This window comes from Streptomyces sp. NPDC051976 (assembly GCF_040680795.1).
GTDB lineage: Bacteria > Actinomycetota > Actinomycetes > Streptomycetales > Streptomycetaceae > Actinacidiphila.
Genome location: NZ_JBFAXL010000008.1, coordinates 226014 through 248350, shown reverse-complemented (window position 1 = coordinate 248350; position 22337 = coordinate 226014). Strand labels below are relative to the sequence as shown.

General features: G+C 71.5%; 20 protein-coding genes. 16 read left to right on the top strand and 4 right to left on the bottom strand.

Annotated elements, in window-relative coordinates; genetic code table 11:
- Positions 1–324: 324 nt before the first annotated feature.
- The 3 genes from AB0M29_RS12395 to AB0M29_RS12385 all read left to right on the top strand — a co-directional run bounded on the left by AB0M29_RS12395 (position 325) and on the right by AB0M29_RS12385 (position 2434).
- Positions 325–1206, top strand: a complete 882-nt coding sequence (locus AB0M29_RS12395) for an alpha/beta hydrolase (protein ID WP_365382157.1) — start codon at positions 325–327, stop codon at positions 1204–1206.
- A 319-nt stretch (positions 1207–1525) separates the two neighbouring features.
- Positions 1526–2011: a hypothetical protein gene (locus AB0M29_RS12390; RefSeq protein WP_365382156.1), complete on the top strand. Its 486-nt coding sequence runs from the start codon at positions 1526–1528 to the stop codon at positions 2009–2011.
- A gap of 156 nt (positions 2012–2167) precedes the next feature.
- Complete coding sequence (locus tag AB0M29_RS12385) at positions 2168–2434, top strand: WXG100 family type VII secretion target (RefSeq protein ID WP_365382155.1); 267 nt, start codon at positions 2168–2170, stop codon at positions 2432–2434.
- A gap of 112 nt (positions 2435–2546) precedes the next feature.
- Here AB0M29_RS12385 and AB0M29_RS12380 read toward each other — a convergent pair whose 3' ends face one another.
- Positions 2547–7052, bottom strand: a complete 4506-nt coding sequence (locus tag AB0M29_RS12380; RefSeq protein WP_365382154.1) for an FtsK/SpoIIIE domain-containing protein — start codon at positions 7050–7052, stop codon at positions 2547–2549.
- Positions 7053–7385: 333 nt separating this feature from the next.
- On the opposite strand from AB0M29_RS12380, the gene AB0M29_RS12375 reads away from it, so the two are divergent.
- Positions 7386–7697 (top strand): hypothetical protein, encoded by a 312-nt coding sequence (locus AB0M29_RS12375; protein ID WP_365382153.1) that lies wholly within the window; start codon positions 7386–7388, stop codon positions 7695–7697.
- 161 nt (positions 7698–7858) lie between these two features.
- Positions 7859–9883, top strand: a complete 2025-nt coding sequence (locus AB0M29_RS12370; protein WP_365382152.1) for a hypothetical protein — start codon at positions 7859–7861, stop codon at positions 9881–9883.
- A 20-nt stretch (positions 9884–9903) separates the two neighbouring features.
- On the opposite strand, the gene AB0M29_RS12365 is transcribed toward AB0M29_RS12370, so the two are convergent.
- Together AB0M29_RS12365 and AB0M29_RS12360 are read right to left on the bottom strand one after the other, a co-directional pair.
- Complete coding sequence (locus tag AB0M29_RS12365) at positions 9904–10416, bottom strand: hypothetical protein (RefSeq protein ID WP_365382151.1); 513 nt, start codon at positions 10414–10416, stop codon at positions 9904–9906.
- A 94-nt stretch (positions 10417–10510) separates the two neighbouring features.
- Positions 10511–11041 carry a hypothetical protein gene (locus AB0M29_RS12360; RefSeq protein WP_365382150.1) on the bottom strand — a complete coding sequence of 177 codons (531 nt, stop codon included), beginning with the start codon at positions 11039–11041 and terminating at the stop codon, positions 10511–10513.
- Positions 11042–11253: 212 nt separating this feature from the next.
- Here AB0M29_RS12360 and AB0M29_RS12355 point away from each other — a divergent pair, with 212 nt between their 5' ends.
- From AB0M29_RS12355 to AB0M29_RS12305, 11 genes are all read left to right on the top strand, one after another.
- Entirely contained in the window at positions 11254–11562 is a 309-nt protein-coding gene (locus AB0M29_RS12355; RefSeq protein WP_365382149.1) for a hypothetical protein, read from the top strand.
- 330 nt (positions 11563–11892) lie between these two features.
- A complete protein-coding gene (locus tag AB0M29_RS12350) occupies positions 11893–12591 on the top strand; it encodes a hypothetical protein (RefSeq protein ID WP_365382148.1) in 699 nt (232 codons plus the stop codon).
- A gap of 20 nt (positions 12592–12611) precedes the next feature.
- Entirely contained in the window at positions 12612–13415 is an 804-nt protein-coding gene (locus AB0M29_RS12345) for a hypothetical protein (protein WP_365382147.1), read from the top strand.
- Positions 13412–14719 (top strand): ATPase, T2SS/T4P/T4SS family, encoded by a 1308-nt coding sequence (locus AB0M29_RS12340; protein ID WP_365382146.1) that lies wholly within the window; start codon positions 13412–13414, stop codon positions 14717–14719. Before AB0M29_RS12345 ends, AB0M29_RS12340 begins: the two co-directional genes overlap by 4 nt.
- Positions 14719–15789: a type II secretion system F family protein gene (locus AB0M29_RS12335; protein ID WP_365382145.1), complete on the top strand. Its 1071-nt coding sequence runs from the start codon at positions 14719–14721 to the stop codon at positions 15787–15789. Before AB0M29_RS12340 ends, AB0M29_RS12335 begins: the two co-directional genes overlap by 1 nt.
- On the top strand, positions 15786–16694 hold the full coding sequence (locus AB0M29_RS12330) for a type II secretion system F family protein (protein ID WP_365382144.1): 909 nt from the start codon (positions 15786–15788) through the stop codon (positions 16692–16694). Before AB0M29_RS12335 ends, AB0M29_RS12330 begins: the two co-directional genes overlap by 4 nt.
- A gap of 99 nt (positions 16695–16793) precedes the next feature.
- On the top strand, positions 16794–17042 hold the full coding sequence (locus AB0M29_RS12325; protein ID WP_365382143.1) for a hypothetical protein: 249 nt from the start codon (positions 16794–16796) through the stop codon (positions 17040–17042).
- Positions 17043–17065: 23 nt separating this feature from the next.
- On the top strand, positions 17066–17584 hold the full coding sequence (locus AB0M29_RS12320) for a TadE family protein (protein WP_365382142.1): 519 nt from the start codon (positions 17066–17068) through the stop codon (positions 17582–17584).
- Between the two features lie 4 nt (positions 17585–17588).
- Positions 17589–18032, top strand: coding sequence for a TadE/TadG family type IV pilus assembly protein (locus AB0M29_RS12315; protein WP_365382141.1), 444 nt, complete (start codon positions 17589–17591; stop codon positions 18030–18032).
- The gene (locus AB0M29_RS12310; RefSeq protein WP_365382140.1) at positions 18032–18520 is read left to right on the top strand and encodes a Tad domain-containing protein; all 489 of its coding nucleotides are present in this window, start codon (positions 18032–18034) and stop codon (positions 18518–18520) included. The genes AB0M29_RS12315 and AB0M29_RS12310 overlap by 1 nt, the downstream gene beginning before the upstream one ends.
- 72 nt (positions 18521–18592) lie before the next feature.
- Positions 18593–21562: a BTAD domain-containing putative transcriptional regulator gene (locus AB0M29_RS12305; protein ID WP_365382139.1), complete on the top strand. Its 2970-nt coding sequence runs from the start codon at positions 18593–18595 to the stop codon at positions 21560–21562.
- A 119-nt stretch (positions 21563–21681) separates the two neighbouring features.
- On the opposite strand, the gene AB0M29_RS12300 is transcribed toward AB0M29_RS12305, so the two are convergent.
- Entirely contained in the window at positions 21682–22278 is a 597-nt protein-coding gene (locus tag AB0M29_RS12300; protein ID WP_365382138.1) for a CGNR zinc finger domain-containing protein, read from the bottom strand.
- Positions 22279–22337 lie beyond the last annotated feature (59 nt).

Genomic DNA, 22337 nt, shown 5'->3' with positions numbered 1-22337 from the left:
CGGCGGACGCCGCCCCTGTGGAGGCGGGGGCCCCGCTCCCGCGTGTCGCGCGGCACCGGGGCCCTTCCCCCCTCTGCCCCTCCCCTGGGATCCCCCTTGGAGGACCCGGGACCCCGAGCTTCCCGAGTCCTTCCCGCCGCTCGCTTCCCCTTCGAGCCGCGCCCCGCAGGAGTCCTCCCCTCGGTCCGGGCGGCCAATCCTTGAGCGTTGTCACTCAAACGAGCGGTGTTGGGCGCGTGACGGCTCTGTTCGAATAAAAGTTCGATAGCGTGGGCGCCAGGAGAACGGGACGAGCTGAGACGACGGCAGAAGGGGGTGCGGCGCATGACCTGGCACACGACCCGGCGCATGGAGGTGACCGGGGCGGACGGTCTCCGCCTCGCCGCCTGGGACTACGCGCCGGAGACCGCCGCCGAGCGGCCGGGCGTGCTCCTGCTGCACGGGCTGCTCGGCCGGGCCTCGCACTGGGCGGACACCGCGCGCCGCCTCGCCCCCAGGTATCGCGCGCTCGCACTCGACCAGCGCGGTCACGGCCGCAGTGACAAGCCCGAGGGGCCGTACACCCCGGAGGCGTATCTCGCCGACGCCCTGGCCGCGGTCGAACAGCTCGATCTGGCGCCGGTCGTGCTGATCGGCCACTCCATGGGGGCGCTGACCGCGTGGCAGCTCGCCGCCAGCCGGCCCGACCTGGTCTCCGCGTTGGTGATCTGCGACATGCGCGCAGCGGCGCTGGGCGCGGCGGGCCAGCGCGAGTGGGAGGACTGGACGCGGTCCTGGCCGGTGCCGTTCGCCACGCTCGCCGACGCGCGCCGGTGGTTCGCCGTGGAGGACGCGTGGGCCCAGCCGCCGAACGCGGTCCGCGGTGACTTCTTCGCCGAGGTCATGACGGAGCACGACGACGGCTGGAGACCGCTGTACGCGCCCCGCCATCTGCTGCGCTCGCGCCAGCACTGGATATCCGACGCCCACTGGGACGAGCTGGCACAGGTCACGTGCCCCGCTCTCGTGGTCCGCGGGCTCGACGGCGAGCTCGGCCGCGCGGAGGCGCAGGAGATGGTCAGGGTGCTGCCGCACGGCGATTACGCGGAGATCGCCGACGCGGGGCACCTCGTCCCCTGGGACCAGCCCGCCGCCTGGGCCGAAGCAGTCGAACGCTTTCTGTCCGAAGTGGCGCCGACACGAAGTCGGCGCACCCGTACTCGGTGAAGGAATTGAATGGAGTTGAGGGAGGCAATGGCGGTGAAGTCGGTGGAGTTGGTGAACTCCGGAGGACGTCGGTAGTCACGGGCGAAGTCGGCGCGGCACCGACCGCGGCCTGATATCACGCGATTACCCGGGAATGCACGGGTCGGCCGTGGGTGTGTGCGCTTACCCTGTGGGCGTACGCGGAGTGCGGACCGTTGTTCGGCCGACGGCGTACGGCAGCCGACGCGGCCCAGCGTGCCCGGGATATCCCGGGCATGGCCAGGAGACCGCCTGGTAGCTTGCGGTCGGCTGGTCCACTTCGCTATATGGGGGAGTTCAGGTGCGTCGTCGTACGTTCACGGGAGCGGGGATCGCCGCGGTGGCGGTCGCGGCCACGCTGGCGCTGAGCGGGTGCAGCAGCGACAGCGGCAACGACGGGAAGAAGGACCCGACCACGAGCGCGGCCGGTGTGCCCACCGCCGCGCCCACCAAGGTCACGGCCGGTACGACGGCCCCGGTCACCCCTTCCGGCACGTCGGACGGCAACCCCACGGGGAGCGTCGAGGGCGTCTGGCTGGCGGCCCAGGGTGCCAACAAGGTCCAACTGGTCCTCGGCAAGGGCCAGGCCGGGCTGACGAGCACCCATCTGTGCGGTGGCACGTACACCGATCACAACGGTATCGACCTCAAACTGACCTGCATGGACGGCAACAAGGAACGCACCAACGGGGTCGGCGTCCTTACCGCGGACGGCAAGACGCTGACGGTGCAGTGGACCGGCGGACTGACCGACACCTTCTCGCGTACGGGCCTTCCGAGCAGTTGACGTCCGATCTCCACAGGGCCTTCACCATGATGTCTTCGCTCTGCAACAGCTCTGTAGAGGGTTCCCGGGTGAGTGCTGCAAACCAGCCGCCCGTACGCTAGCGTCCGTGAGGCGGACGAGGTGTCCGCACGTTCCTGAGAAACGGGGAGGATCCACATGTCTATCCACGGTGCTGATATCCAGCAGCTGCGTGACCTGTCGGGCAAGTTCAAGACCGAGGCGGGCCACCTGAGCACGCTCATCGGTCACCTGCAGAGCGCCACCTCCAGCAGCGAGAGCTACTGGAAGGGCCCGGCCGCCGACCGGTTCCGCAACGAGTGGTCGCAGCTCAAGCCGACCTTCGACAAGTTCGTGCAGACGCTGCACGACGCTGAGAAGTCCGCGAACACCAACGCCGACAACGTCGAAGCCGCCACCCGCTGAGCGAGCGCACTGGTTAGCACGCCGGCGAAAGCCGGCAACAGCCAGGGGCCGGGCCCGGATTACTCCGGGAGCCCGGCCCCTTCGCTGTACCCGCCCTGTGGGGCGGGGGAGTTCAGCCCAGTCCGACCGCCTGCAGCTGCAGCACATCGCCGCCGCGGATCAGCAGGCCGCGGCCGGTCGGGCCGCCGCCCGCGTCGCGCGGCAGCCGGACGTTGAACAGGTCGCCCTCCGAGGCGCCTTGGGGCGAGAGCAGCAGGCCGTTGCGGGACCGCCGCGCCTCCACCAGGAAGCCGCGGTACTGCGACCCCATCTGGTCGGCCGACCCGGCCGCGACCACCGCGTGGTCACCGTCGAGACCGGTCTTGATGACCTCCTCCAGGGCGTTGTCCAGCGGGGAGTCGTAGAGGAGTTCGGCGTCGTCGACCACGACGACGTATGGCTGCCCATTGGCCTGCGCGGTGAGCGCCTTGAGGTCGTCCCCGCTCGCGTCGGCGTTCAGCACACCCAAGATGCCCTGCTCGTCGGCCAGTTCGCGCAGCGGCGAGCGGCGCGGGGTGATCAGGACGACGGGGACGCCGTTGCCGGTCAGGGTGCGGGCCGCCGCGATCAGCGTGGTGGAGCGGCCCGACTTCGGCGGACCGGCGATCACGAAGCCCGGACCGGACTCCTGCAGGTCGACACCGACCGGCTGCAACTCGTCGCCGCCCACGCCGATCAGCGTCCACAGCGGCGCCGGCACGCGGAACTCCGGGTCCAGCGCGAGTGCTTCGGAGACGGTGATGCGCGGCGGCAGCGCGTCCACCCGCATCGGCCGCACCTGGCGCGGCAGCCGCTCGTAGCGCTGCGCCGCCTCCCGGCCGATCCGCTGCAGCGCCTCCACCTGTGCCTGACCGGCCGGATCGGGCGCCAGCAGCGCCACCTGGCTCTCCTGGACGCCCCGGTCGGTGGGGCGCAGCGCACGGCCCGACGGCATGTTCTTGGGCACCTCACGGGCCGCCAGACCGCCCGTGCTGTAGTCGTTCGGGTCGGCCATCCGCAGGATCAGCTTGTCGGCGAAGACCGAGGAGATCTGGCCGCTGAACCCCGACCGGTCGGCCGTCATGATCACCTTGAGCCCGGCGGCCCCGCCCTCGCGGAACAGCCGCTGCGCGCCGTCGATCAACTTGCCGTAGTCGTACGTCTCGAAGGTGGAGGTGTAGCCCTCCCACGCGTCGAGCAGCAGCACCATCCACGGCAGCCGCTCCTCGGGCGTCGCGGCCATCGCGCGCTGCTCGGCGGCGCTGGACGCGCCGCGCATCGCCAGGAGTTGCTGGCGCCTGGCCACCTCGCCCGCGAGCCGGTCGAGCAGCCGGGACAGCCGCTCCGGCTGGTCGCGGGTGACGACGGCGCCGCAGTGCGGCAGACCCACCAGCGGCAGCAGCGCGTTGGCGCCGCAGTCGATGGCGTAGATGTGCACGTCCTGCGGCGAGGTGTCGCGGGCCAGCGAACCGGCGATCGTCCGCAGCGCGGTGGAGCGGCCGGAGCGCGGACCGCCGACGATCAGGACGTGCTCGCCGTGCACCAGGTCGACGGAGAGCGGCGCGCGCGCCTGCTGGGCGGGAAGGTCGGTGAGGCCGTAGCCGACCGGCAGTACGTCCCGGCCGTAGTCGCCCGACGGGGCGGGCAGCGTCTCCGCGGTGACGTGTTCGGGCAGCGGGTCCAGCCACGGCTTGCGCGGCGCGGGGAAGCCCATCAGGTCGGAGGCGTCGCGGATCGCGTCCACCAGTACGGCGAGGTCGGTGACCATGGTGCCGTCGTCGGCGTCGCCCTCCGCGGCCCGCGGCAGCGGACGCCCGAGCGCGGACCAGCCCAGCGGCTGGACGTCCGCCCTGGCCCGCTCCTGGCCGATCGCGGGGCGGCGGCCACCGATACGGGCGGACTGCACGCCGACCAGCGACTGCGCGCCGGAGCGCACATAGGCGCGGCCTGGCGTGGACTTGGCGATCGCCCCGGAGTCGGGCGCGTCGATGACGTCCCGGGACTCGTCGGCGTCGGTGACGCGCAGCGCGATCCGCAGGTTGGTGTTGGCCCGGATGTCGGCGCTGACCACACCGGCGGGGCGCTGGGTGGCCAGCACCAGGTGCACACCGAGCGAACGGCCTCGGCGGGCGATGTCGACAAGTCCCGCGATGAAGTCGGGGAGTTCGGCGACGAGTGAGGCGAACTCGTCGATGATCAGCACCAGTCGGGGCATCGGTTCGAGCTCCGGCCGCATCCGGCGGGCGTCGTTGTAGTCCTCGATGTCCTTGGTGCCGGCGTTGAACAGGATCGTCTCGCGGTGGTGCAGCTCGGCGGCGAGCGAGGCGAGGGCGCGCTCGGTCAGATGCGCGTCGAGGTCGCTGACCATGCCGACGGTGTGCGGCAGCCGGGCGCAGTCCTGGAAGGCGCTGCCGCCCTTGTAGTCGATGAGGACGAAGTTGAGGGCGTCGGGCCGGTTGGCGACCGCCAGCGAGGCGATGACGGTCTGCAGCAGCTCCGACTTGCCCGCGCCGGTGGTGCCCGCGACGAGCGCGTGCGGCCCGTCCTTGCGGATGTCGAGGACGAAGGGCCCCTCGGCGCCGATGCCGATCGGCGCCGCAGTGGTGGAGCCGCCGCGCTGCCAGATCGCGGCCACCTGGTCGCCGACCGGGTCGGGCATCCCCAGCAGGTCCAGCAGCCGGGCAGAGGTGGGCAGCGCGCTGTCGGCGTCGTCCCGGCTGACGTCGCGGACCGGCGCCAGCGAACGGGCCACCAGCTGGCACCAGTCGCCGCCGACCTGGTCGGCGAGGATGTCGCCGAGCCGTTCCAGCCCGCCACCGCGCAGGTGCAGCCGGCTCGCGGACTGCGGCGACCAGCAGGCGGCGACCCGTACCTCCTCGGGCAGCAGCCGCTCGTCCTCGTCGATGCACAGCGCGAACATCCCGAACCGCGGTCCCTCCTGGAGGAGTTGCGGCACGCCGGGCATCCGGCGCAGCAGCCGGGCGCCGTCCAGCACCACCAGGACGTGCGGGTCGGGGCGCATGCTGCCGCCCCCGCCGGTGGCCACGGCCTCGGCCTTGCGGCGGGCCAGTTCCTGGAGCAGTTCGTTGACGCGGCGGTTGGCCGCTTCCTGGTCGGTGCCGATCAGCGCGGCGCAGTCCTGGCCCTGCTGCGGGGCCAGATGCGGCAGCCAGTGCGCCCAGCTCCACGCCTCACCGGCGTCCATCGCCGACGACAGCACCACCATCGACAGGTCGCGCGGGCTGTGCAGGGCGGCGGCCTGCGCGACCAGCCAGCGGGCGGTGGACAGCGCGCGGGAGCGTTCCCCGGCGACGCCGACGACGCCCAACTCGGGGAAGGGCAGCGGCACCGGCACGTCATGGACCAGCGGCGGTACGGGCGGCGGTACGTCCTCGGGCACATGGCCCTTGGGCAGCAGCTCCATGTCGGCGTGCAGATCGGCCACACCGATACGCAGCCGCAGCGCGTCCGGGTCGGTGATCCGCCGCTCCCACAGCCGGCGGCGCGGGCCGGTGGCGAACAGCAGGATCTCGGCCGCGTCCGGGAAGCTGGCGCGCCGCTCCTTCTGGTCGGCCAGCCGCGCCACCTCCAGGTCGATCTCGTGCTGGGCGAGGTCGGCCTTGTACTGCTTGGTCGTGTTGCGGTCCTTCTTCTTGCCCTCACGGGACTCGCTGACCCACTGTCCGATGATCATGACGGGGCTCATCAGGCAGAAGAGCAGCATGTAGACCTGCTGCACCATGAAGTACATCGCCAGGCCGAAGACCAGCGGCACCGCCGCGGCCATCAGCTGGAAGCGGGCGCCCTCGCCCTTTCCCGGCGGCTGCGGCACGTACAGGCGGGCGCGCGGCGGCATCGAGGACAGCCGCGGCGGCCGGTTGTACGCCAGACCGCCCTCGCCCATCGCCGACAGGTGCGCGTCCGGCACGCTCGGCGCGTCCAGGACGAACACCGAGTCGCCCGACTTCACCTGGGCGCCCAGCGGCCAGTCGCGCTCGCCGGTGACCGGTTCGTTCTCCACCGTCAGCGCGACGCCCGGCTCCGGGACCAGCGTCACCTTCCCGTCGGCGCCCACCGACACCCGGGCGGCGGACGGGGCCAGCGCCCGGTCCGGCACCGCGACCGTGCAGCGCTGCCCGGACCCGATGGTGGCGGTGCCGAGCCCCAGCCGCGCCACCCGGCCCGCGCCGGGCCCCGCGCACACCCGCAGTTCGTAGCGCCCGGCGGGCTCACCGGCCCGCATGAACGGCCCGATGGAGTCGTCGACGGTGACGCGCATGCCGTCGCGCAGCACGGACGCGGCGGGCGCGGCCGGATCGCAGGGGACGCCGTCGGCCCAGAGCACGGGCGCGGCCGGCGCCGCGACGGGCTTGCCGTACTGGCCCTGCTGTCCGTACGCGCCCTGCTGGCCCTGCTGGCCGGGGAACTGCACCACGACCCCGCCGCTGGGCGTCGGGGCGCCGCTGGTGACGCCGGCCCCGCCGCCCATCGCCCGCGCCAGAGCCTGCGCCACGTCCGCCGCGCTCGCGGCGTCGTCCGCCGACACCAGCACGTCCTGCCCGTCCGCACCTTGTTGTACGACCGTCACGGTCACCCGCATGGGATGTTCCCTCCCCGTCGGGCCCGCCCGAGCCCAGCACTCACACCTACCCCACGAGGCTATCCGCCCGGCAAACCCTCCAGGAACCCCCTCCGCCACGGCGGACAGCCCGCTCAAGGTGCGGCGAATGCCGACGTAACAGCGGTGTACGGCGCCCCTGCGCCGCATTCGCCGCTGCCGCCGTCCCGGCGTCGGCCCGGCGTCGGCCCGGCGTCGGCCCGGAGTCGGGCACGGGGTCTTCGCCGACCGGTCACGGCTCCTTCACGCCGTGCGTGGCATGATTTCGGCAGGACTCTGTCCGAGTCCGCACAACTACTACGGGGGAACGGACGTATGGGCGGCGGAGCACCACAGCAGCAGGCGACAGCGACCAATCCGTACCTGACGGATCTGCAGGACCTCAGGAGGCGGCTGACCACCGAGGTCACCAAGCTCAACGACTCGCTGAAGACGACCTGTTCCGACATGGGCGGCAAGAAGGTCTGGGTCGGCAGCACGGCGGACACCTGGGGGTCCGACGTGGAGGGCCGCCGCAAGCGGATAGGCATCCTGGTGGGCAAGCTCATCCCGATCGTCGACGCCGAGATCAAGACGTGCCCGCCCAAGGTGACGCCGACCGAGGCGAAGCTCTACCGCATGAACTAGAGTCCGGCCCCGCCCCCCGGCCACGCAATTCCAAGGGGGCGCCAACTCAACCCCACGACGCGGCAAAGCCCTCACATTGCCCCCGGCGAGTCAATGGACTGGAGCCAGCCGCTCCGTGGCAGTAGCGCGGCATTCAGACAACTCCTCGGGGGAATCAGATAATGGGTGACTTCTCGGGTATCGACCCAGCGGCGATGCTTGGCATGATCAAGTCCTTCACGTCCGACAAGGACGATTTGCGCTCCACCGCGTCGTCACTCAAGTCGCAATTCGACCAGTACGGTCTCGACAGCAGCGGCCTCAACGAGATCGTCGGCATCTGCGGCTGGCTCGACGACCAACTGCCCATGCTCAAACGGCGGCAGGGCCTGGCGGCGGGTATGGACCACGATCCGAACTCGCAGACCATGGTGAACATCCCCGAGCCGGTGATCACCTCCGCGGCCGCGCAGGCGGACGGCAAGGCCCTCGCCCAGCAGGTCAACGCCAACGAAAGCGGTGACGCGAAGGCGGCCGCCAACTACCACGCGATCGCACTGGAGTTGGCCGCGCACAAGGACGACCCCGACTTCTGCTCGGCGTTCTACGCCAACCTCGACCCGGTCATCGCGACCACCCTGCCGAGCCGCATGGCCTCGACCGGCAGCACCACGGCGGCCGACGACCTCAAGATCTACAGCCACGCCTTCGGCACGGCGGTCAGCGCCACCTACCCGGCGCCCGGCTTCGACAAGATCAAGCAGCTCTACCTCAAGCCGCTGCCCAAGGGCACCAACGGCGCCGGGTGGAACCGCGCCGCGATGATGACCTACGGCGACTTCCCGCCGGACTTCCTGGCCCAGGCCACCCGCGCGAACATCCTCGACCAGTTCGCCAAGGACCCGCACGCCGACTACCGAGGCCCCCAGGACGCCGCCAGCGCCCTCGGCCTGCCCCAGGACACCGTCGCCCTCAACCTCCAGGCACTGTCCACCAACGGCCGCGCGGCCTTCGACGCCATCGCACAGATGGGCGACCCCGCGAACCCCGACCTCAAGGGCCACCTGTCGGAGCTGATGGAGTACGGCAAGTGGCAGCCCGACGTCCAGACGCAGCTCGGCGCCGTCATCGACAACGCCTCCGGCGTCCACGGCAGTATCGGCAAGGACGGCCAGTGGCACGTCGACCCCTCGTACAAGCCCGACAACTACGAGCAGGTCTTCGGCTTCGACGCGATCCTCGCCGCCGCCCACACCAAGGACACCCTGGGGTTCAACCGGCTGTTCAAACAGGACATGGGGCGGCTGGCGGCGACCTATGCGCCGGAGATGGCGACCGCGGGCAACCTGGCCAACGGATACGCCGACCAGGAGTCGTCATTCGGAGCTCCGGGCTCCAGCACGTACAAGGAACTTCCTGGAATCACTCCTAGCTTCTATCTGTCTCCGGGGGACGCGTATCTCTTCATGAAGACCTTCGCGGACGACGACAGCATGAGCGCCCCGTACGACGAAGCCATGGGCGATCTGCAGCACCGGGTGCTCGTCAATGCCGCGCGGCTCGACCATGACGCACTTCTGGCGAACACTCTGGGTGGCGGCGAGCACTTCACCAACGCGACGAAGGCATTCGGGAACGTGGCGAGGCTGGAATACGACGCGCTGTCGAACGTCCGTGGCGACTTGGACAAGCAGGAGGAGGCGTTCCGTGAGCACTTGAAGCAGGGGATCCTGCTCCCGTGGGAAGTCGTCGGAGAGCCGGAACTCGGATACGGCGCGACGCTCGCCTGGCGCACCGGGATGTGGGCGACCAAGGAGTTCGGACTCACCTCCGCCATCGACTTCACAGCGCCTCCCGAGCGGATGGAAGGCGTGAACGAGCAGAACATGGAGATGCTGGAGTCGTCTCGATACGTCACGACCCAAGCGCTCATCGAAGGCGGCTGGCCCATCAAGGACCTTCCTGAAGAGCTCAAGGACAAGGACGGCAACTTGAAGCCGTTCGACCAGCTCAGCGACAGCAAGGACCCGAAGACGGCTGAGGAGGAGCGGAAAGAGCGCCTCGGTCAGTTCGACAGGTGGCTGGCGGACCAGGACCTGCCGCTGGGAACGGCCACGTTCCACGGCGAGGAGGAAGCCGGCTCCGGTCTTCTGACGACTATTCAGGTCGACGCGATCGTGAAGGACGCGGAGGGAAAGAAGGACTGACCCGTCGGCGTCGTACGGGGCTACGAGGTCCGCAGGCAGTCCGACGTGCCGTTGAAGGTGAGGGTCATGAGATTCGGTGCTCTCGTGGCCACGATCACCACGTGTGCGTGACGCTTGTCGCTGATCAACCCGAAGGAGACCTTGTCGGGACCGTCCTCATTCTTCGCTTTGAGGTCGTCCTGGTACTGCCTGAACCAGGCAGCGGCCGTCTGGACTTCGGTGTGCATGCTGGCAGGGTCCGGCAGGCCCGTCCACGGGACACGCTGTTCAGCGGTGTACACCCGGGTGGCCTTCCCACTACCGCACGGCACGTCCTTGGACGCGTCCGAAATCGTGGTGTACGGCGGCTTGTGCGCAATGGGGCCTGTGACGGAGTAGGCCTTGAGCGCGCTGGTGAAGTCTGTTTGCAGATCGGTTCCCGCCTGCGCCGCCGTCGGCCCGGAAGCGGAGGAGCTACCGCAGGCGGCGGTGGCGAGCAGAAGGGCGCCGCAGAGTGCGGTGGTGCCGAGGGCCGTGCGTGTTCTCCGGGTCATGCGGACACGCTAGCGGCGGGTGTGGCGACCACGCGATGCGGTACAGCGTTCTTGGGGACGACTTTGCGGGTCCGCCCGGAACGGGCCGGAGTGGTCAGGAGGCGCGCAGGCAGTCGGTGGTCCCGGTCACCACGTAGTCAACGAGCCCGCCCGCGGCCGGAGTCAGGGTGACGGTCAGATGCACGCCCGCCTTCGTGTCGACCATGGGCGCGGTGCGCTTGCTGTCCGAAGCATCCCGCTTGGCGTTGGTGTCGAGGCTGTAGCCGCGCTTCGCGAGATAGCCGTTGGTGCTGCCCTCGTCGGTGATCAGCGCCACGTGCGCGTTCGGCGTGGCCGGGACCTGCATCCGGCCCGCGAAGGCGCGCTGTCCCTTGTCCTTGCCGCAGGCGGTCGCCTTGGCGGCGTCCACCGCGTCGGTCGTCACCGTGAACGGCCGCGGCGCGGCGAGCAGCTTCTGCATGTCGGTCAGGAGCGCGCGGCCGTCCTGCGACAGACGCGTGCCCGCCTGCGCCGCCGTAGGCCCGGAAGGCTGGGCAGAGGAGGAGGAACCGCACGCCGCGGTGCCGAGTAGGAGCGCGGTGGCGAGGAGCGTCGTGCCGATAGTCGTATGTGATCTCCGGGTCATGCGGGCACGCTAGCGGCGAGCACCGGGAAGTGCCTTTGTTGTGGAGGTTATTCGGCAGGTCTTCGCGGGACCTGCACATCGCGCCGTCAGAGGTAGCGCGAAAGGGTTATGGGGGGACGCTCGCCGGTCCCGCGCGCGGGGGACAGGGATGCGCGGTCGTACGGCGGGGGCTAGCGTCGGTGGGACGGATGAGGTGGCGAAGGGGGACGAGGGTGAGCGGGCCCGGGTGGGGCGAGAGCGGGGAGGACCGGTGGTCGCGGTCGGAGCGGTGGCGGTCGGACGCCGGGGCGTACCGGGAGCTCGACGAGGGGACCAACGGGCGGCGCTGGCAGGAGGACCGGGGCTTCGGCGGGCAAGTGGTCAGCCTGTTGTTGTGTCTGGTGGGGGCCCCGGTGGCGCGCTGGCTCGGGCATGTGACGCACCGGCCGGGCTTCGGCTGGGAGGCCCTCTACTTCATGGGCTTCGTCGGGGTCGCCATCGGCCTGGGATACGTCGTACGCGCCCTGTGGGACCGGCTCTGACCGCACCCCGTTCCTCCCCTGACGGCAGGGGCATGTCAGCCCCTATCCTGTACGGGGGACGGGTCTCGTGCGGATCGTCGGCGGGCCGGACACCGTGCGGTTCTGTAGCAATGCTGTGAGTCGGTTGTCACAGGATGCGCCTTGAGGGTGTTTATAAGGCGCTGATAGCGTGCGGTGACTTGACGTCGGTATGCGGGTTGTCGCCGGACAGAGCGCGACTCTCTCTCCCCACGCAACCGATTTCACAGTGGAACACGCGGGCTCGACGGGGGCATAGACGTGAAGATCAGGGAACGTTCCGGCGGCGGTGGCGGCGGGAGCCGACGGGCCGTGCCCACGCCGACGCCCGGTGGGCCGCTCGGCGGAGAGCGGCTGCCGGTGGCGCCCCGGGAGCGCAAGCCCGCGCTCGCCGCCCTCGCGGTGCTCCTCATCCTGGTCGGCGCCCTCGGCGCCACCGTCATCGTGATGCGCGCCGGGAACAAGATCTCCGTCGTCGAGGTGACCACCCAGATCGCGTCCGGCGAGCCGATCCCGGAGACGGCCATCCACGAGGTGATGATCTCCGACGGCTCCGGCGTCGACTTCATCAAGTGGAGCCAGCGCGACGACCTGCTGAAGCACTACCGCGCGGGCACCAACCTGACCAAGGGCTCGCTGCTGGTCATGTCGATGATCACCAAGAACGACCAGGCCCTCACGCCGGGCAAGTCCGTCGTCGGACTCTCCCTGAAGGACGGCCAGTTCCCCAAGGGTCTGCAGCCCGGCGACACCGTGGCCGCCTACCGCGTCGGCAACATCGTGGGCAGCACCAGCACCGGCAAGTCGTCCACCGACGACTCCGCCAACAACCCGCTGATCAACGACCACCTGATCATCAAGACCATCGACAACAGCGCGGCCAGCAGCCTCAGCGGCAGCGGCAACACCCCGGTGACCGTACTGGTCGACACCGACAGCGCCGCCCAGTTGACGATCGCGGCCTCGGCGAACCAGGTCTCGCTCGTGCTCGTGTCCGCCAGCAAGAACTGAGTGAAGCGGGCGAAGACGTCATGGCACTGATCGCAATCGCCGCCGACAAGGGCTCACCGGGCGTCACCACCACCGCCGTCGCGCTCGCCGCCGTATGGCCGCGCCGCGTGCTGCTGGCGGAGACGGACCCGGCCGGCGGCGACCTCGTGTACCGCTCACGCGCCGCCCACGGCGGTGTGCTCGACCCCAACTCCGGACTGCTCTCGCTCGCCGCGACGGCCCGACGCGGCCTGGCCGCCGAGCAGTTGTGGGACCACGCGCAGCCGCTCACCGGCGGACTCGACGTCCTCGTCGGGCTCGCCGCCGCCGAACAGGCCGCCGGGCTCGCCGGACTGTGGCCGTCCCTCGGCCAGGCGTTCGCCACGCTCGCCGAGTCGCCCAACGGCGCGGCCGACGTCATCGCCGACTGCGGCCGGATCGGCGCGGACTCACCCACGCTCGAACTCTTCCCGCACGCCGCCCTGTTGCTGCTCGTCGCCCGCACCGAACCCGAGCACCTCGCCCGGGTACGGGACCGGGCCGGCGCGCTGTCGGCCAAGCTGCACGGCTCGCAGCGCGGCGCCGCCGCGGCCCTCGGCTACCCGCCGATCGGCATCCTGCTCATCGCCGAGCCCGGCCAGAGCGCGCGTGTCGCCGGGCAGGTCAACGAGATGCTGGTGGCCTCGCAGATCTCCGCCCGGGTCGTCGGCACCCTCGCCCACGACCCCGCGGGCGCCGAGATGCTCAGCGGCCGCCGCCGCGGCCGCCTCGACAAGTCCCTGCTGATCCGCTCCGCCCGCCAGATCACCGCCGACGTACCGCAGAGGTACGGGGTCCTCAGATGACCGCGATGGACCACCAGCTCGTCAAACGCTTCCGCCAGGAGGCGGGCGACCGCATCTCGGAACAGCGCCGCCTGGACCAGATCGCGGGCGACGCGGCGATGTCGGCGGAGGACGAGCGGCAGTTCGCGCGGGCGATCATCGCGCAGATCCTGGAGGCGCACGCCCGCTCCGAGATCACGATAGGCCGCACGCCGCCGGACGCGCAGGCCGAGGAGGCGTACGCGTCCGCGGTGCACGCCGCGCTCTTCGGCGTCGGACGGCTGCAGCCGCTGCTCGACGACCCCGAGGTCGAGAACATCGACATCAACGGCTGCGACCAGGTCTTCGTCGGCTACTCCGACGGCCGTGAACTCCAGGTCGAGCCGGTCGCCGAGAGCGACGAGGAGCTCATCGAGCTGATCCAGGTGCTCGGTGCCTACTCCGGTCTGTCGTCCCGCCCCTTCGACTCCGCCAACCCGCAGCTCGACCTGCGGCTGCCCGACGGCTCCCGACTGTCCGCCGTGATGGACGTGACGCGCAGGCCCGCGCTGTCCATCCGGCGCGCCCGCATGGGCAAGGTCTTCCTCGCCGACCTGATCGGCAACTACACGCTCACGCCCGAACTGGGCTCCTTCATGAGCGCCGCCGTGCTGGCCCGCAAGAACGTGATGATCGCCGGTGCCACCAACGCGGGGAAGACCACGCTGCTGCGCGCCCTGGCCAACGTCATCCCGCCGCACGAACGCCTCATCACCGTCGAACGCGCCCTGGAGCTGGGCCTCGACCAGTTCCCCGACCTCCACCCCAACGTGGTGGCGTTCGAGGAGCGGCTGCCCAACTCCGAGGGCCTGGGCATGATCTCGATGGCCGAACTCGTCCGCCGCTCCCTGCGTATGAACCCCTCCCGGGTCATCGTCGGTGAGGTCCTCGGCGACGAGATCGTGACCATGCTGAACGCGATGTCCCAGGGCAACGACGGCTCGCTGTCCACCATCCACGCCAACAGCTCCGCCGAGGTGTTCAACCGCATCTCCACCTACGCCCTCCAGGCGAAGGAGCGGCTGCCGGTCGAGGCGTCCCAGATGCTGGTGGCGGGCGCCATCGACTTCGTCGTCTTCGTGCAGCGGCGCAACGACTTCCAGCGCGGTGGCACGCTGCGCCGCGTCGTGACCTCCGTCCGCGAGGTCAACGGCGTGGACGGCCGCGTCCTTTCCAGCGAGGTCTTCGCCGAGGGCCAGCAGGGCGTGGCCATGCCGCACGCCCCGATCGCCTGCCTCGACGAACTCCTCGCCAACGGCTACCAGCCCACGGGGGTGTGGCGGTAATGACCGGAGTGTTCTCCCTGTCCGTGCTGTACGGACTACTGGCGGGTGCCGGAGTCGGCGGCGGTGTCGCGCTGTTCATCGTCGCGATGCGCGGCTGGGCGCCGAAACCGCCGGTCGCCGGGCAGACCGGCACCGACAAGGCGTCGGAGCTGATCCGGTTCCTGTCGCAGCGCGGCTCGCTGGCCATCGTGATCGGCCTCGCCGTACTCGCCCTCACCCGCTGGGTGGTGCTCGGCCTCGCGACGGCCGTCCTGGTCTTCACCTGGGACCGGCTGTTCGGCGGCGCCGCCGAGGAACGCGCCGCGATGAAGCGGGTCGAGGCGCTCGCGGGCTGGACGGAGTCGCTGCGCGACACCATCGCCGGCGCCGTCGGCCTGGAGCAGGCCATCCCGGCCTCCGCCCGGGCCGCCGCCCCCGCCCTCCGGGTCCACCTCGAAGGTCTCGTCGACCGGTTGCGCTCGCGCACCCCGCTGCCGGACGCGCTCCAGCACCTCGCCGACGAGATCAACGACGCCTCCGCGGACATCATCATCGCCGCCCTCATTCTCAACGCCCGCCTGCGCGGCCCCGGTCTGCGCGAGGTGCTGGGCGCGCTCGCCAAGTCGGCGCGCGAGGAAGTGGACATGAGGCAGCGCGTGATGTCGCAGCGCGCCAGCACCCGGCGCAGCGTGCAGATCGTGGTCGTCGTCTCGGTGGTGTTCGTGCTGGGACTGGCGATCTTCAACCGCAGTTACGTGCAGCCGTTCGGCACGGCCGTCGGGCAGTTGGTGCTCGCGGTGGTCTGCCTGCTGTTCGCGGCCGGATTCTTCTGGCTGCGCAAGCTGTCGACCGTCGAGACCCCGGACCGCTTCCTGGTGCACGCGCCCGAGCGGCGTACCGAGCGGATCGGCGTACCGCCCGGTCACGGCGGGCCCGAGCACGGCGGACCGCAGCAGGGCCTGCCCGGCCAGGCGTACCCCGGTGTGGCCGGCGGTTCGCCGCAGGGCTACCCGGGACCGGCGCCCGGTTTCGCCGCGCCCGGTCACGGTCCGTCCGGACACTCCATGCCCGGCCAGGGGGCCGCCCGATGAACGAGATCATCCTTTCCTGCGTGGTCGGCGCCCTCGTCGGCCTCGGTGTCTTCGCGCTGATCCGGGCGCTGATGCCCAGCTCGCGCAGCGCCGTCTCCACCGTGGCGCAGATCGACGCGCTGCGTGCGGCCGGTCCGGCCAGCGGGCCCGCCACCGCGGTGCCGACCGACCTGCGCGGCCGGATCGGGCAGCGGATCGCCGCCTTCTACCTCCAGCAGGGGTGGGAGCTGCGCTCGCTCCGCGCCGACCTGGCCGTGCTGGACCGCAGTTGGGAAGGGTTCCTGGCCACCAAGATCATGCTGGGCGCGGCGGGTCTGGTCTTCGGGCCGTTCCTGTTCGCGATCGCCTGGCAGATCGGCTTCGGCAGCAGCCCGCTCATCCCGGTGTGGATGTCGCTGCTCTTCGCGGGCGTCTTCTTCCTGCTGCCCGACCTCGAAGTGCGCCGCGACGCCGTGGAGAAGCGCAAGGACCTGCGGCGGGTGATCGGCGCCTACCTCGACCTGGTGTCGATGAACCTCGCCGGCGGCCGCGGTCTGCCCGAGGCGCTGATGGCCGCCGCCGAGATCAGTGACGGCTGGGCGCTGATGCGGATCCGCAACTGCCTCGCCGACGCCCGTATCACCGGTACCAGCCAGTGGGTCGCCCTCGGCAGGCTCGGCACCGAACTGGGCATCGAGGAGCTGACCGACCTCTCCGTCACCCTCGCCCTCGTCGCCGACGACGGCGCGAAGATCCGGGAGTCGCTCGCCGCGCGCGCCGAGACGATGCGGCACCGCGAACTGGCCGAGATCGAGGGAGCCGCCGGAGAGAAGTCGCAGTCGATGCTCGTCGCTCAACTCCTGCTCTGTGCGGGCTTTCTGGTCTTCCTGATCTACCCCGCGGCGATGCGCGTGTTCCAGACCTGATCACCGTCATCACCGCCCCGTCGTAGAAAAACGCTCAGCCGTCGAAATCCGAGCACCGAACAACGAGTTCGCCGAGTGCGAGTCGAGAGGACCTGAACCATGAACCGTCTGCTTGCCGGTAATCCCGCCCTGGAATTCGTGATGGTGTACCTCAAGGGGCGCATCGACCGGGTCCGCAAGGAAGACCTCTCCCGCGGCGCCTCCGCCGTCGAGTGGGTCGTCATCTCCGCCATCGTGGTCGGCATCGTCGCCTTCGTCGGCTTCATCATCAAGAACGCCCTCAAGGGCAAGGCCAACGACGTGAGCAACTGCATCGGCAGCTCCAACGGCGACAACCAGAGCTGCTGAGCGGGGCCGGGGGTCACTGAGTCATGAAACGAACGACCGACGCGCTGCATCACGCCGTGCGCCGCAGGCTGGAAGCCGCCCGCGGCGACAGCGGCGTGGGCAGCCGTACGGGCAGGAACGCGGGTGGCGGCGCGGGGGCGCGCACCGGCAACGACCGCGGGATGACCGCGATCGAATTCGTCTTCCTCACCCCGGTGCTGTTCTTCATGATCTTCGCGACGGTCCAGTTCGGGCTGTACTTCTTCGCCGACCATGTCGCCCAGGCGGCGGCCCAGGCGGGCGCCCGCAAGGCGCGCGCCGAGGCGGACGCGAACCCGGACGGCTGGCAGGACAAGGCGACCCGCGCCGCGGGCGACTACGTCCGGCAGCTCGGCCCCAAGCTGCTGGACGGCGACCAGGAAGTGCCGCTGCACCCTGACCAGTTCACGGTCGGTGTGCAGGTCACGGCCGGAGTGCCGACGATCTTCCCGGGCTTCCACTTCCATGTGGACGAGTCCTCGGTGGGACCGGTGGAGCGCTTCGTACCGGACAACGGGGGCTGAGCCGATGCCTAGTGGGCTGCGTGAGCGCCTGCGCGAGCGCGCGGGCGGCGCCGACCGCGGGGTGTCCACCATCGAGGTGGTGATCCTCGCGCCGGTGATCATCCTGTTCATCCTGGTGCTGGTCGGCTTCGGCCAACTCGTCGACGGCCGCGGCGCGGTGGACGGCGCCGCCCGCGACGCCGCGCGCGCGGGGTCGATCCAGCGCAGCGAGCGGGTCGCCAACGCCGAGTCCCTCGCGGCGGCCCAGGCCGACCTCAAGAACATCTGCGTCAGCGGCACCCTCCAGGTCACGCAGCTCAGCGCGGGCTTCAAGGCCGACACCCTCTACAAGGTCCAGGTGAGCTGCACCATCCGGGGCCTGCGCAACCTCGGCCTCGACATCCGCAAGACGATCACCTCGACGGCCGTCTCGCCGCTCGACCCGTTCCGGCGGGCGGAGGAGAACTGATGCGCGTACGGGGGCTGGTGAAGGAGTACGCGCGGCGGGCGATACGGCGGCTGCGCCGGGAGGGCGACCGGGGGTCCGCCGCCGCGGCCGTGCTCATCTTCGCCCTGGTCTTCATGGCGCTCGCCGCCTTCGTCGTCGACGGCGGCCTGTCGATCTCCAAGCGGGAGCGCGCCGCCGACATCGCCGAGCAGGCGGCCCGTTTCGCCGCCCAGGACATCGACATCGAGAAGCTGCGCAACTCCCCGGCGGGCACTCCGCCGGAGATCATCGCGGGCGACTGCACCGCACGGGTACGGGAGTTCGCCGCGCAGTCCGAGCTCGCCCAGGCGGACGTCGACGGCTCCTACTGCACCTTCGCCAGCACCGAGCGCGTGGTGGTGTCGATCCAGCTCACGTACCACCCCATGCTCACCGGCTTCTTCTACGACCGTGAGGTGACCGTGCACGGCACGGCCGCCGCCGAGTCGCTGACCGGTCCGGCGAACTGACTTTCCGGGCCACCCGGGTGACCCGACCGACCGACAACCGACCACGACCACCGAAGGCAGAGGGAAGCAGCCATGGCACGCACGACCGCCACGGGACGTAACCGCGCGCAGCAGGGTGGGGCGGGGGCGCGGCCGCCGCGCAGGCGCCGGACGTTCGGCGATCTCGTACGCGCCCTGCTCGCCTTCCTGGCGCTGGCCGTGCTGGTGGTGGGTGTGCCGGGTGCGCTGCTGTACTTCATCGGGTCGCCGCTGCCGCACCACTTCGACTCCGACCTCATCCGGCAGCCGATCACGTCCGAGACGTTCATCAACACGCTCGCCGTGGTGGTGTGGATCGCGTGGGCGCAGTTCACGGCGTGCGTGCTGGTGGAGGCGCAGGCGGCGATCTCCGGAGTCGGGATGCCGCACCGGGTGCCCGCGTCCGGCGGCAGCCAGATGCTGGCGCGGCAACTGGTCGCGGCGCTGCTGCTGCTCGGTGTGAGCACCGCGGGACTGGTGCCCGGCCTGTCCCAGCTGGGCCAGCACCACCAGGTGGAGAGCCAGGCCAGGCCCGGGGTGGCGGCCACCGCGCAGCAGACGCCCGGCGAGCACCAGGGCAGGGCCGCCAGCGCCGCCGCCGTACGGCACCAGACCGGGGGCGACAACGCTGCCGCCGCCAAGCAGGGCGCCGGTCAGTCGGCCGCGAAGGACACCAAGTTCTACCGGATCCAGCCGCCCGAGGGACGCCACCACGACTCGCTGTGGGAGATCGCGCAGCGCCATCTCGGTGACGGGCGCAGGTACAACGAGATCTACCAGCTCAACAAGGACCGGGTGCAGCCGGACGGTTCGAAGCTGTCGCAGGCCAGCCTGATCCGGCCCGGCTGGGTGATGGAGATGCCCGGCGACGCGCACGGCGGCGACCTGGTGGAGATGCCGGTCGCGTCGCCGCACGTCGCCCACGACGTCAAGCACTACGCCGAGCACGGCGGCGCCAAGGACACCGTCGCCGAGGGCGCGCACGCCCAGGCGCAGCCCGCCGGCCAGGAGGCCGACGGCGGTACGGGCGGCACCGGTTCCGGCTCCGGTGGCGGCGGGCGGCACGCGGGTGGCGCCGAGCAGGTCGCGGAGCAGGGCGGAGCGGCGGGCGGGGCGCACGCGCTCGCGGCCCACGGCGCCTCGCACGGTTTCGATCTGTCCGAGGCGCTGATCGCCGCCCCGCTGCTGGCCGCGGGCCTGCTGGCGGCGCTCGGCAGGCGGCGCCGTACCGCGCTGTGGCAGTCGGTGACCGCGGGCATCCTGCGCACACCGCGCACCCCCACCGGGCCGGAGGCCGATGTCGCCGACGCGCTGCGGATCGGCGCCGACCCGGACAGCGTGGCCTTCCTCGACCGGGCGCTGCGCGCGCTGTCCGCGCTGCTCGACGCCGAGGGCCGCCAGCTGCCCACCGTCTACGCGTCCTGGCTCACCGAGGAGTCGCTGCACCTGCAACTGGCCTGGCCCGAGGGCCAGCCGCCCGCGCCCTGGCAGCTCGGCCAGGACGAGACCTTCTGGCGTCTCGACCGCCGTGACCTCGGCGAGAGCGCCGATGTGTCGGCGGCGGCCCCGTACCCCGGTCTGGTCGCGCTCGGCATGCTCGACGGGGCGCGGCTGATGCTCAACCTCGAAGCGGTGCCCGGCATCGTGTCGCTGGCCGGAGCGCGCGCCGACCGCGAGGCCGTACTCGCCTCCGTCGCCGCCGAACTGGCCACCAACGGCTGGTCGGACCGGATGACGGTCACCCTCGTCGGCTTCGCGCAGGACCTCACGGCGCTCGCGCCCGCCCGCGTCCGGCACCTCCCTGACGTGCCCGCGGTGATCGAGACGATGTCCGCGGAGACCGTGCAGCGCGCGGGCGCGCTGCGCAACGCCGGGCAGGACAGCGTGCTGACCGGCCGCACCGGCCAGGCCCAGCACACCCAGTGGGCGCCGCACCTGGTGCTGCTCGCCGCCGAGCCCACCGAGGCGGAGGCGGAGCGGCTGGCCGAACTCGCCGCCGACGCGGGCCGGCTCGGCATCGGCTACCTGGTCGCGTCCGACCGCAGGGACATGCCGGGCGCCGCCTGGGAGCTGGAGGTCACCCCCGCCGGCCGGCTGCTCGCCCCGCTGCTCGGCCTCGACCTGGAGGCCCAGGTGCTGCCCGCCGCGCAGTACGAGGCGGTGCTGCAGCTCTTCGCGCAGGCGGGCGGCGACGACGGCCCCGGCCCCGACGCCCCGCCGTTCCTGGTCGACCTCAGCGACCAGGGCCGCCCCGGCGTCTACGCCCGGCTGCTCGGCTCCTTCGAACTCGTCGGCATCGAGGCGCCGTCCGCCGAGCGCAGCGCCCTGCTGCACGAGGCGCTCGCCATGCTGCTGCTGCACCGCGAGGGCGTGCACCCGCGGGTGCTGGCCGCCGCGCTGTGGCCGCGCGGCGTCACCGAGGACGTCCGCGACGCGCTCATCGAGCGGCTGCGCGACTGGCTCGGCACCGACCCCGGCGGCGCCTCCCGGCTCTCCTTCGACGCCACCGGCCGCATCGTGCTGTCGACCTCCGTGGTCTCCGACTGGGACGTGCTGCAGACCCTGCACCACGAGGCCACCGAGGGCAGCGCCGCGGGCGACCCGACCGCCCGCAGGCGGCTGCTCACCGACGCCCTCTCGCTGGCCCGCGGCCCGCTGCTGGAGGACCGCGCCAGCGGCCGCTACGGCTGGCTCGCCCACGAGATCGTGGACGCGCAGCACCCGGTGCTGGTCGCGGAGATCGCGCTGGCCCTCAGCGAACTGCACCTGGGCGCCTCGAAGCCGAAGGCGGCCGTGGCCGCCATCGAGACCGGCCTGGCCGTCTCGCCCAACGACGAGCGCCTCTGGCTGGCCCTGCTCCGCGCCACCCAGGCCACCGGCGACCCGGCCCGCCTCGAGGCCGCCGCCAACTCCCTCATCGCCCGCAGCAACTCCCTCAACGGCCCCGCCCGCGGCCTCCCGCCCCGCGTCGAGGCCCTCCTGGACGAACTCCTCCCCGAATGGCGCGGCCGCATCGCCAACTGACCGACCCCATCCGGCGACGGAGGCTTCCGCCCCAGTGGCGGCGAACGCGTTCCAGACCGTCGTACGGTGACGGCCGCCGCTCGCTGAACCGGGAGCGGGAGCCGGGGTGCGGGCTCGGCTTACCGCGCCCGGAGGGCGGACTTCTTGGCGCGGTTGCCGCAGATGTCCATGGAGCACCAGCGGCGGGTGCCGGGGCGGGAGTGGTCGAGGAAGAGGGCGCCGCAGGTGGGGGAGGCGCAGGGGCGCAGGCGCGGGAGGAGCGCCGGGCTGGTCGCCAGGTCGAGGGCGTCGCGGGCGACGAGGGCGAGGGTGGCGGGGACCGGTTCGTCGGCGTGCCAGGTGAGGGTGGACGAGGGGCCGAGCCGGGGGATGGGCACGGGGAGCGCGGCGGCCTGGTTGAGCCGCGCGCGGGCCGCGGCGCTCAGGGGGTTGAGGATGCCGCCCTCGGGGGCGCCCATGGCGGCGGTGAGCAGCTCGTGGACGGCCTCGCGCAGCGCGCGGGCGTCGCGGACCTCGTCCTGCGTCGGCGGTGTGCCGGGCGGCGTCGTGCACGGGCCGCACTGGCGTACCCAGGCGGACAGGGCCGCGGGATCGGCCAGTTCCTCGCTGACCTCGCCCTTGCCGCGGTGCCGCAGGGTGCGCACGAAGTCCAGGCACAGCCGCCCCGCGCCCTCGCGGAAGCGGGAGCCCTCGGCGGGTGCCGCGCTGTCGCTCATACCGACCACTCTACCGCTGGAACCGGTTTAACTGGTACCTTCGAGGAACCGGTTTAACT

What these genes read in the sequence shown, in the direction of transcription:
- AB0M29_RS12345 (WP_365382147.1), top strand. Translation starts at nt 12,612, where the DNA reads ATGGCACTGATCGCAATCGCCGCCGACAAGGGCTCACCGGGCGTCACC.
- AB0M29_RS12330 (WP_365382144.1), top strand. Translation starts at nt 15,786, where the DNA reads ATGAACGAGATCATCCTTTCCTGCGTGGTCGGCGCCCTCGTCGGCCTC.
- AB0M29_RS12375 (WP_365382153.1), top strand. Translation starts at nt 7,386, where the DNA reads ATGGGCGGCGGAGCACCACAGCAGCAGGCGACAGCGACCAATCCGTAC.
- AB0M29_RS12370 (WP_365382152.1), top strand. Translation starts at nt 7,859, where the DNA reads ATGGGTGACTTCTCGGGTATCGACCCAGCGGCGATGCTTGGCATGATC.
- AB0M29_RS12320 (WP_365382142.1), top strand. Translation starts at nt 17,066, where the DNA reads ATGAAACGAACGACCGACGCGCTGCATCACGCCGTGCGCCGCAGGCTG.
- AB0M29_RS12325 (WP_365382143.1), top strand. Translation starts at nt 16,794, where the DNA reads ATGAACCGTCTGCTTGCCGGTAATCCCGCCCTGGAATTCGTGATGGTG.
- AB0M29_RS12310 (WP_365382140.1), top strand. Translation starts at nt 18,032, where the DNA reads ATGCGCGTACGGGGGCTGGTGAAGGAGTACGCGCGGCGGGCGATACGG.
- AB0M29_RS12340 (WP_365382146.1), top strand. Translation starts at nt 13,412, where the DNA reads ATGACCGCGATGGACCACCAGCTCGTCAAACGCTTCCGCCAGGAGGCG.
- AB0M29_RS12300 (WP_365382138.1), bottom strand. Translation starts at nt 22,278, where the DNA reads ATGAGCGACAGCGCGGCACCCGCCGAGGGCTCCCGCTTCCGCGAGGGC.
- AB0M29_RS12385 (WP_365382155.1), top strand. Translation starts at nt 2,168, where the DNA reads ATGTCTATCCACGGTGCTGATATCCAGCAGCTGCGTGACCTGTCGGGC.
- AB0M29_RS12305 (WP_365382139.1), top strand. Translation starts at nt 18,593, where the DNA reads ATGGCACGCACGACCGCCACGGGACGTAACCGCGCGCAGCAGGGTGGG.
- AB0M29_RS12335 (WP_365382145.1), top strand. Translation starts at nt 14,719, where the DNA reads ATGACCGGAGTGTTCTCCCTGTCCGTGCTGTACGGACTACTGGCGGGT.
- AB0M29_RS12365 (WP_365382151.1), bottom strand. Translation starts at nt 10,416, where the DNA reads ATGACCCGGAGAACACGCACGGCCCTCGGCACCACCGCACTCTGCGGC.
- AB0M29_RS12360 (WP_365382150.1), bottom strand. Translation starts at nt 11,041, where the DNA reads ATGACCCGGAGATCACATACGACTATCGGCACGACGCTCCTCGCCACC.
- AB0M29_RS12395 (WP_365382157.1), top strand. Translation starts at nt 325, where the DNA reads ATGACCTGGCACACGACCCGGCGCATGGAGGTGACCGGGGCGGACGGT.
- AB0M29_RS12315 (WP_365382141.1), top strand. Translation starts at nt 17,589, where the DNA reads ATGCCTAGTGGGCTGCGTGAGCGCCTGCGCGAGCGCGCGGGCGGCGCC.
- AB0M29_RS12380 (WP_365382154.1), bottom strand. Translation starts at nt 7,052, where the DNA reads ATGCGGGTGACCGTGACGGTCGTACAACAAGGTGCGGACGGGCAGGAC.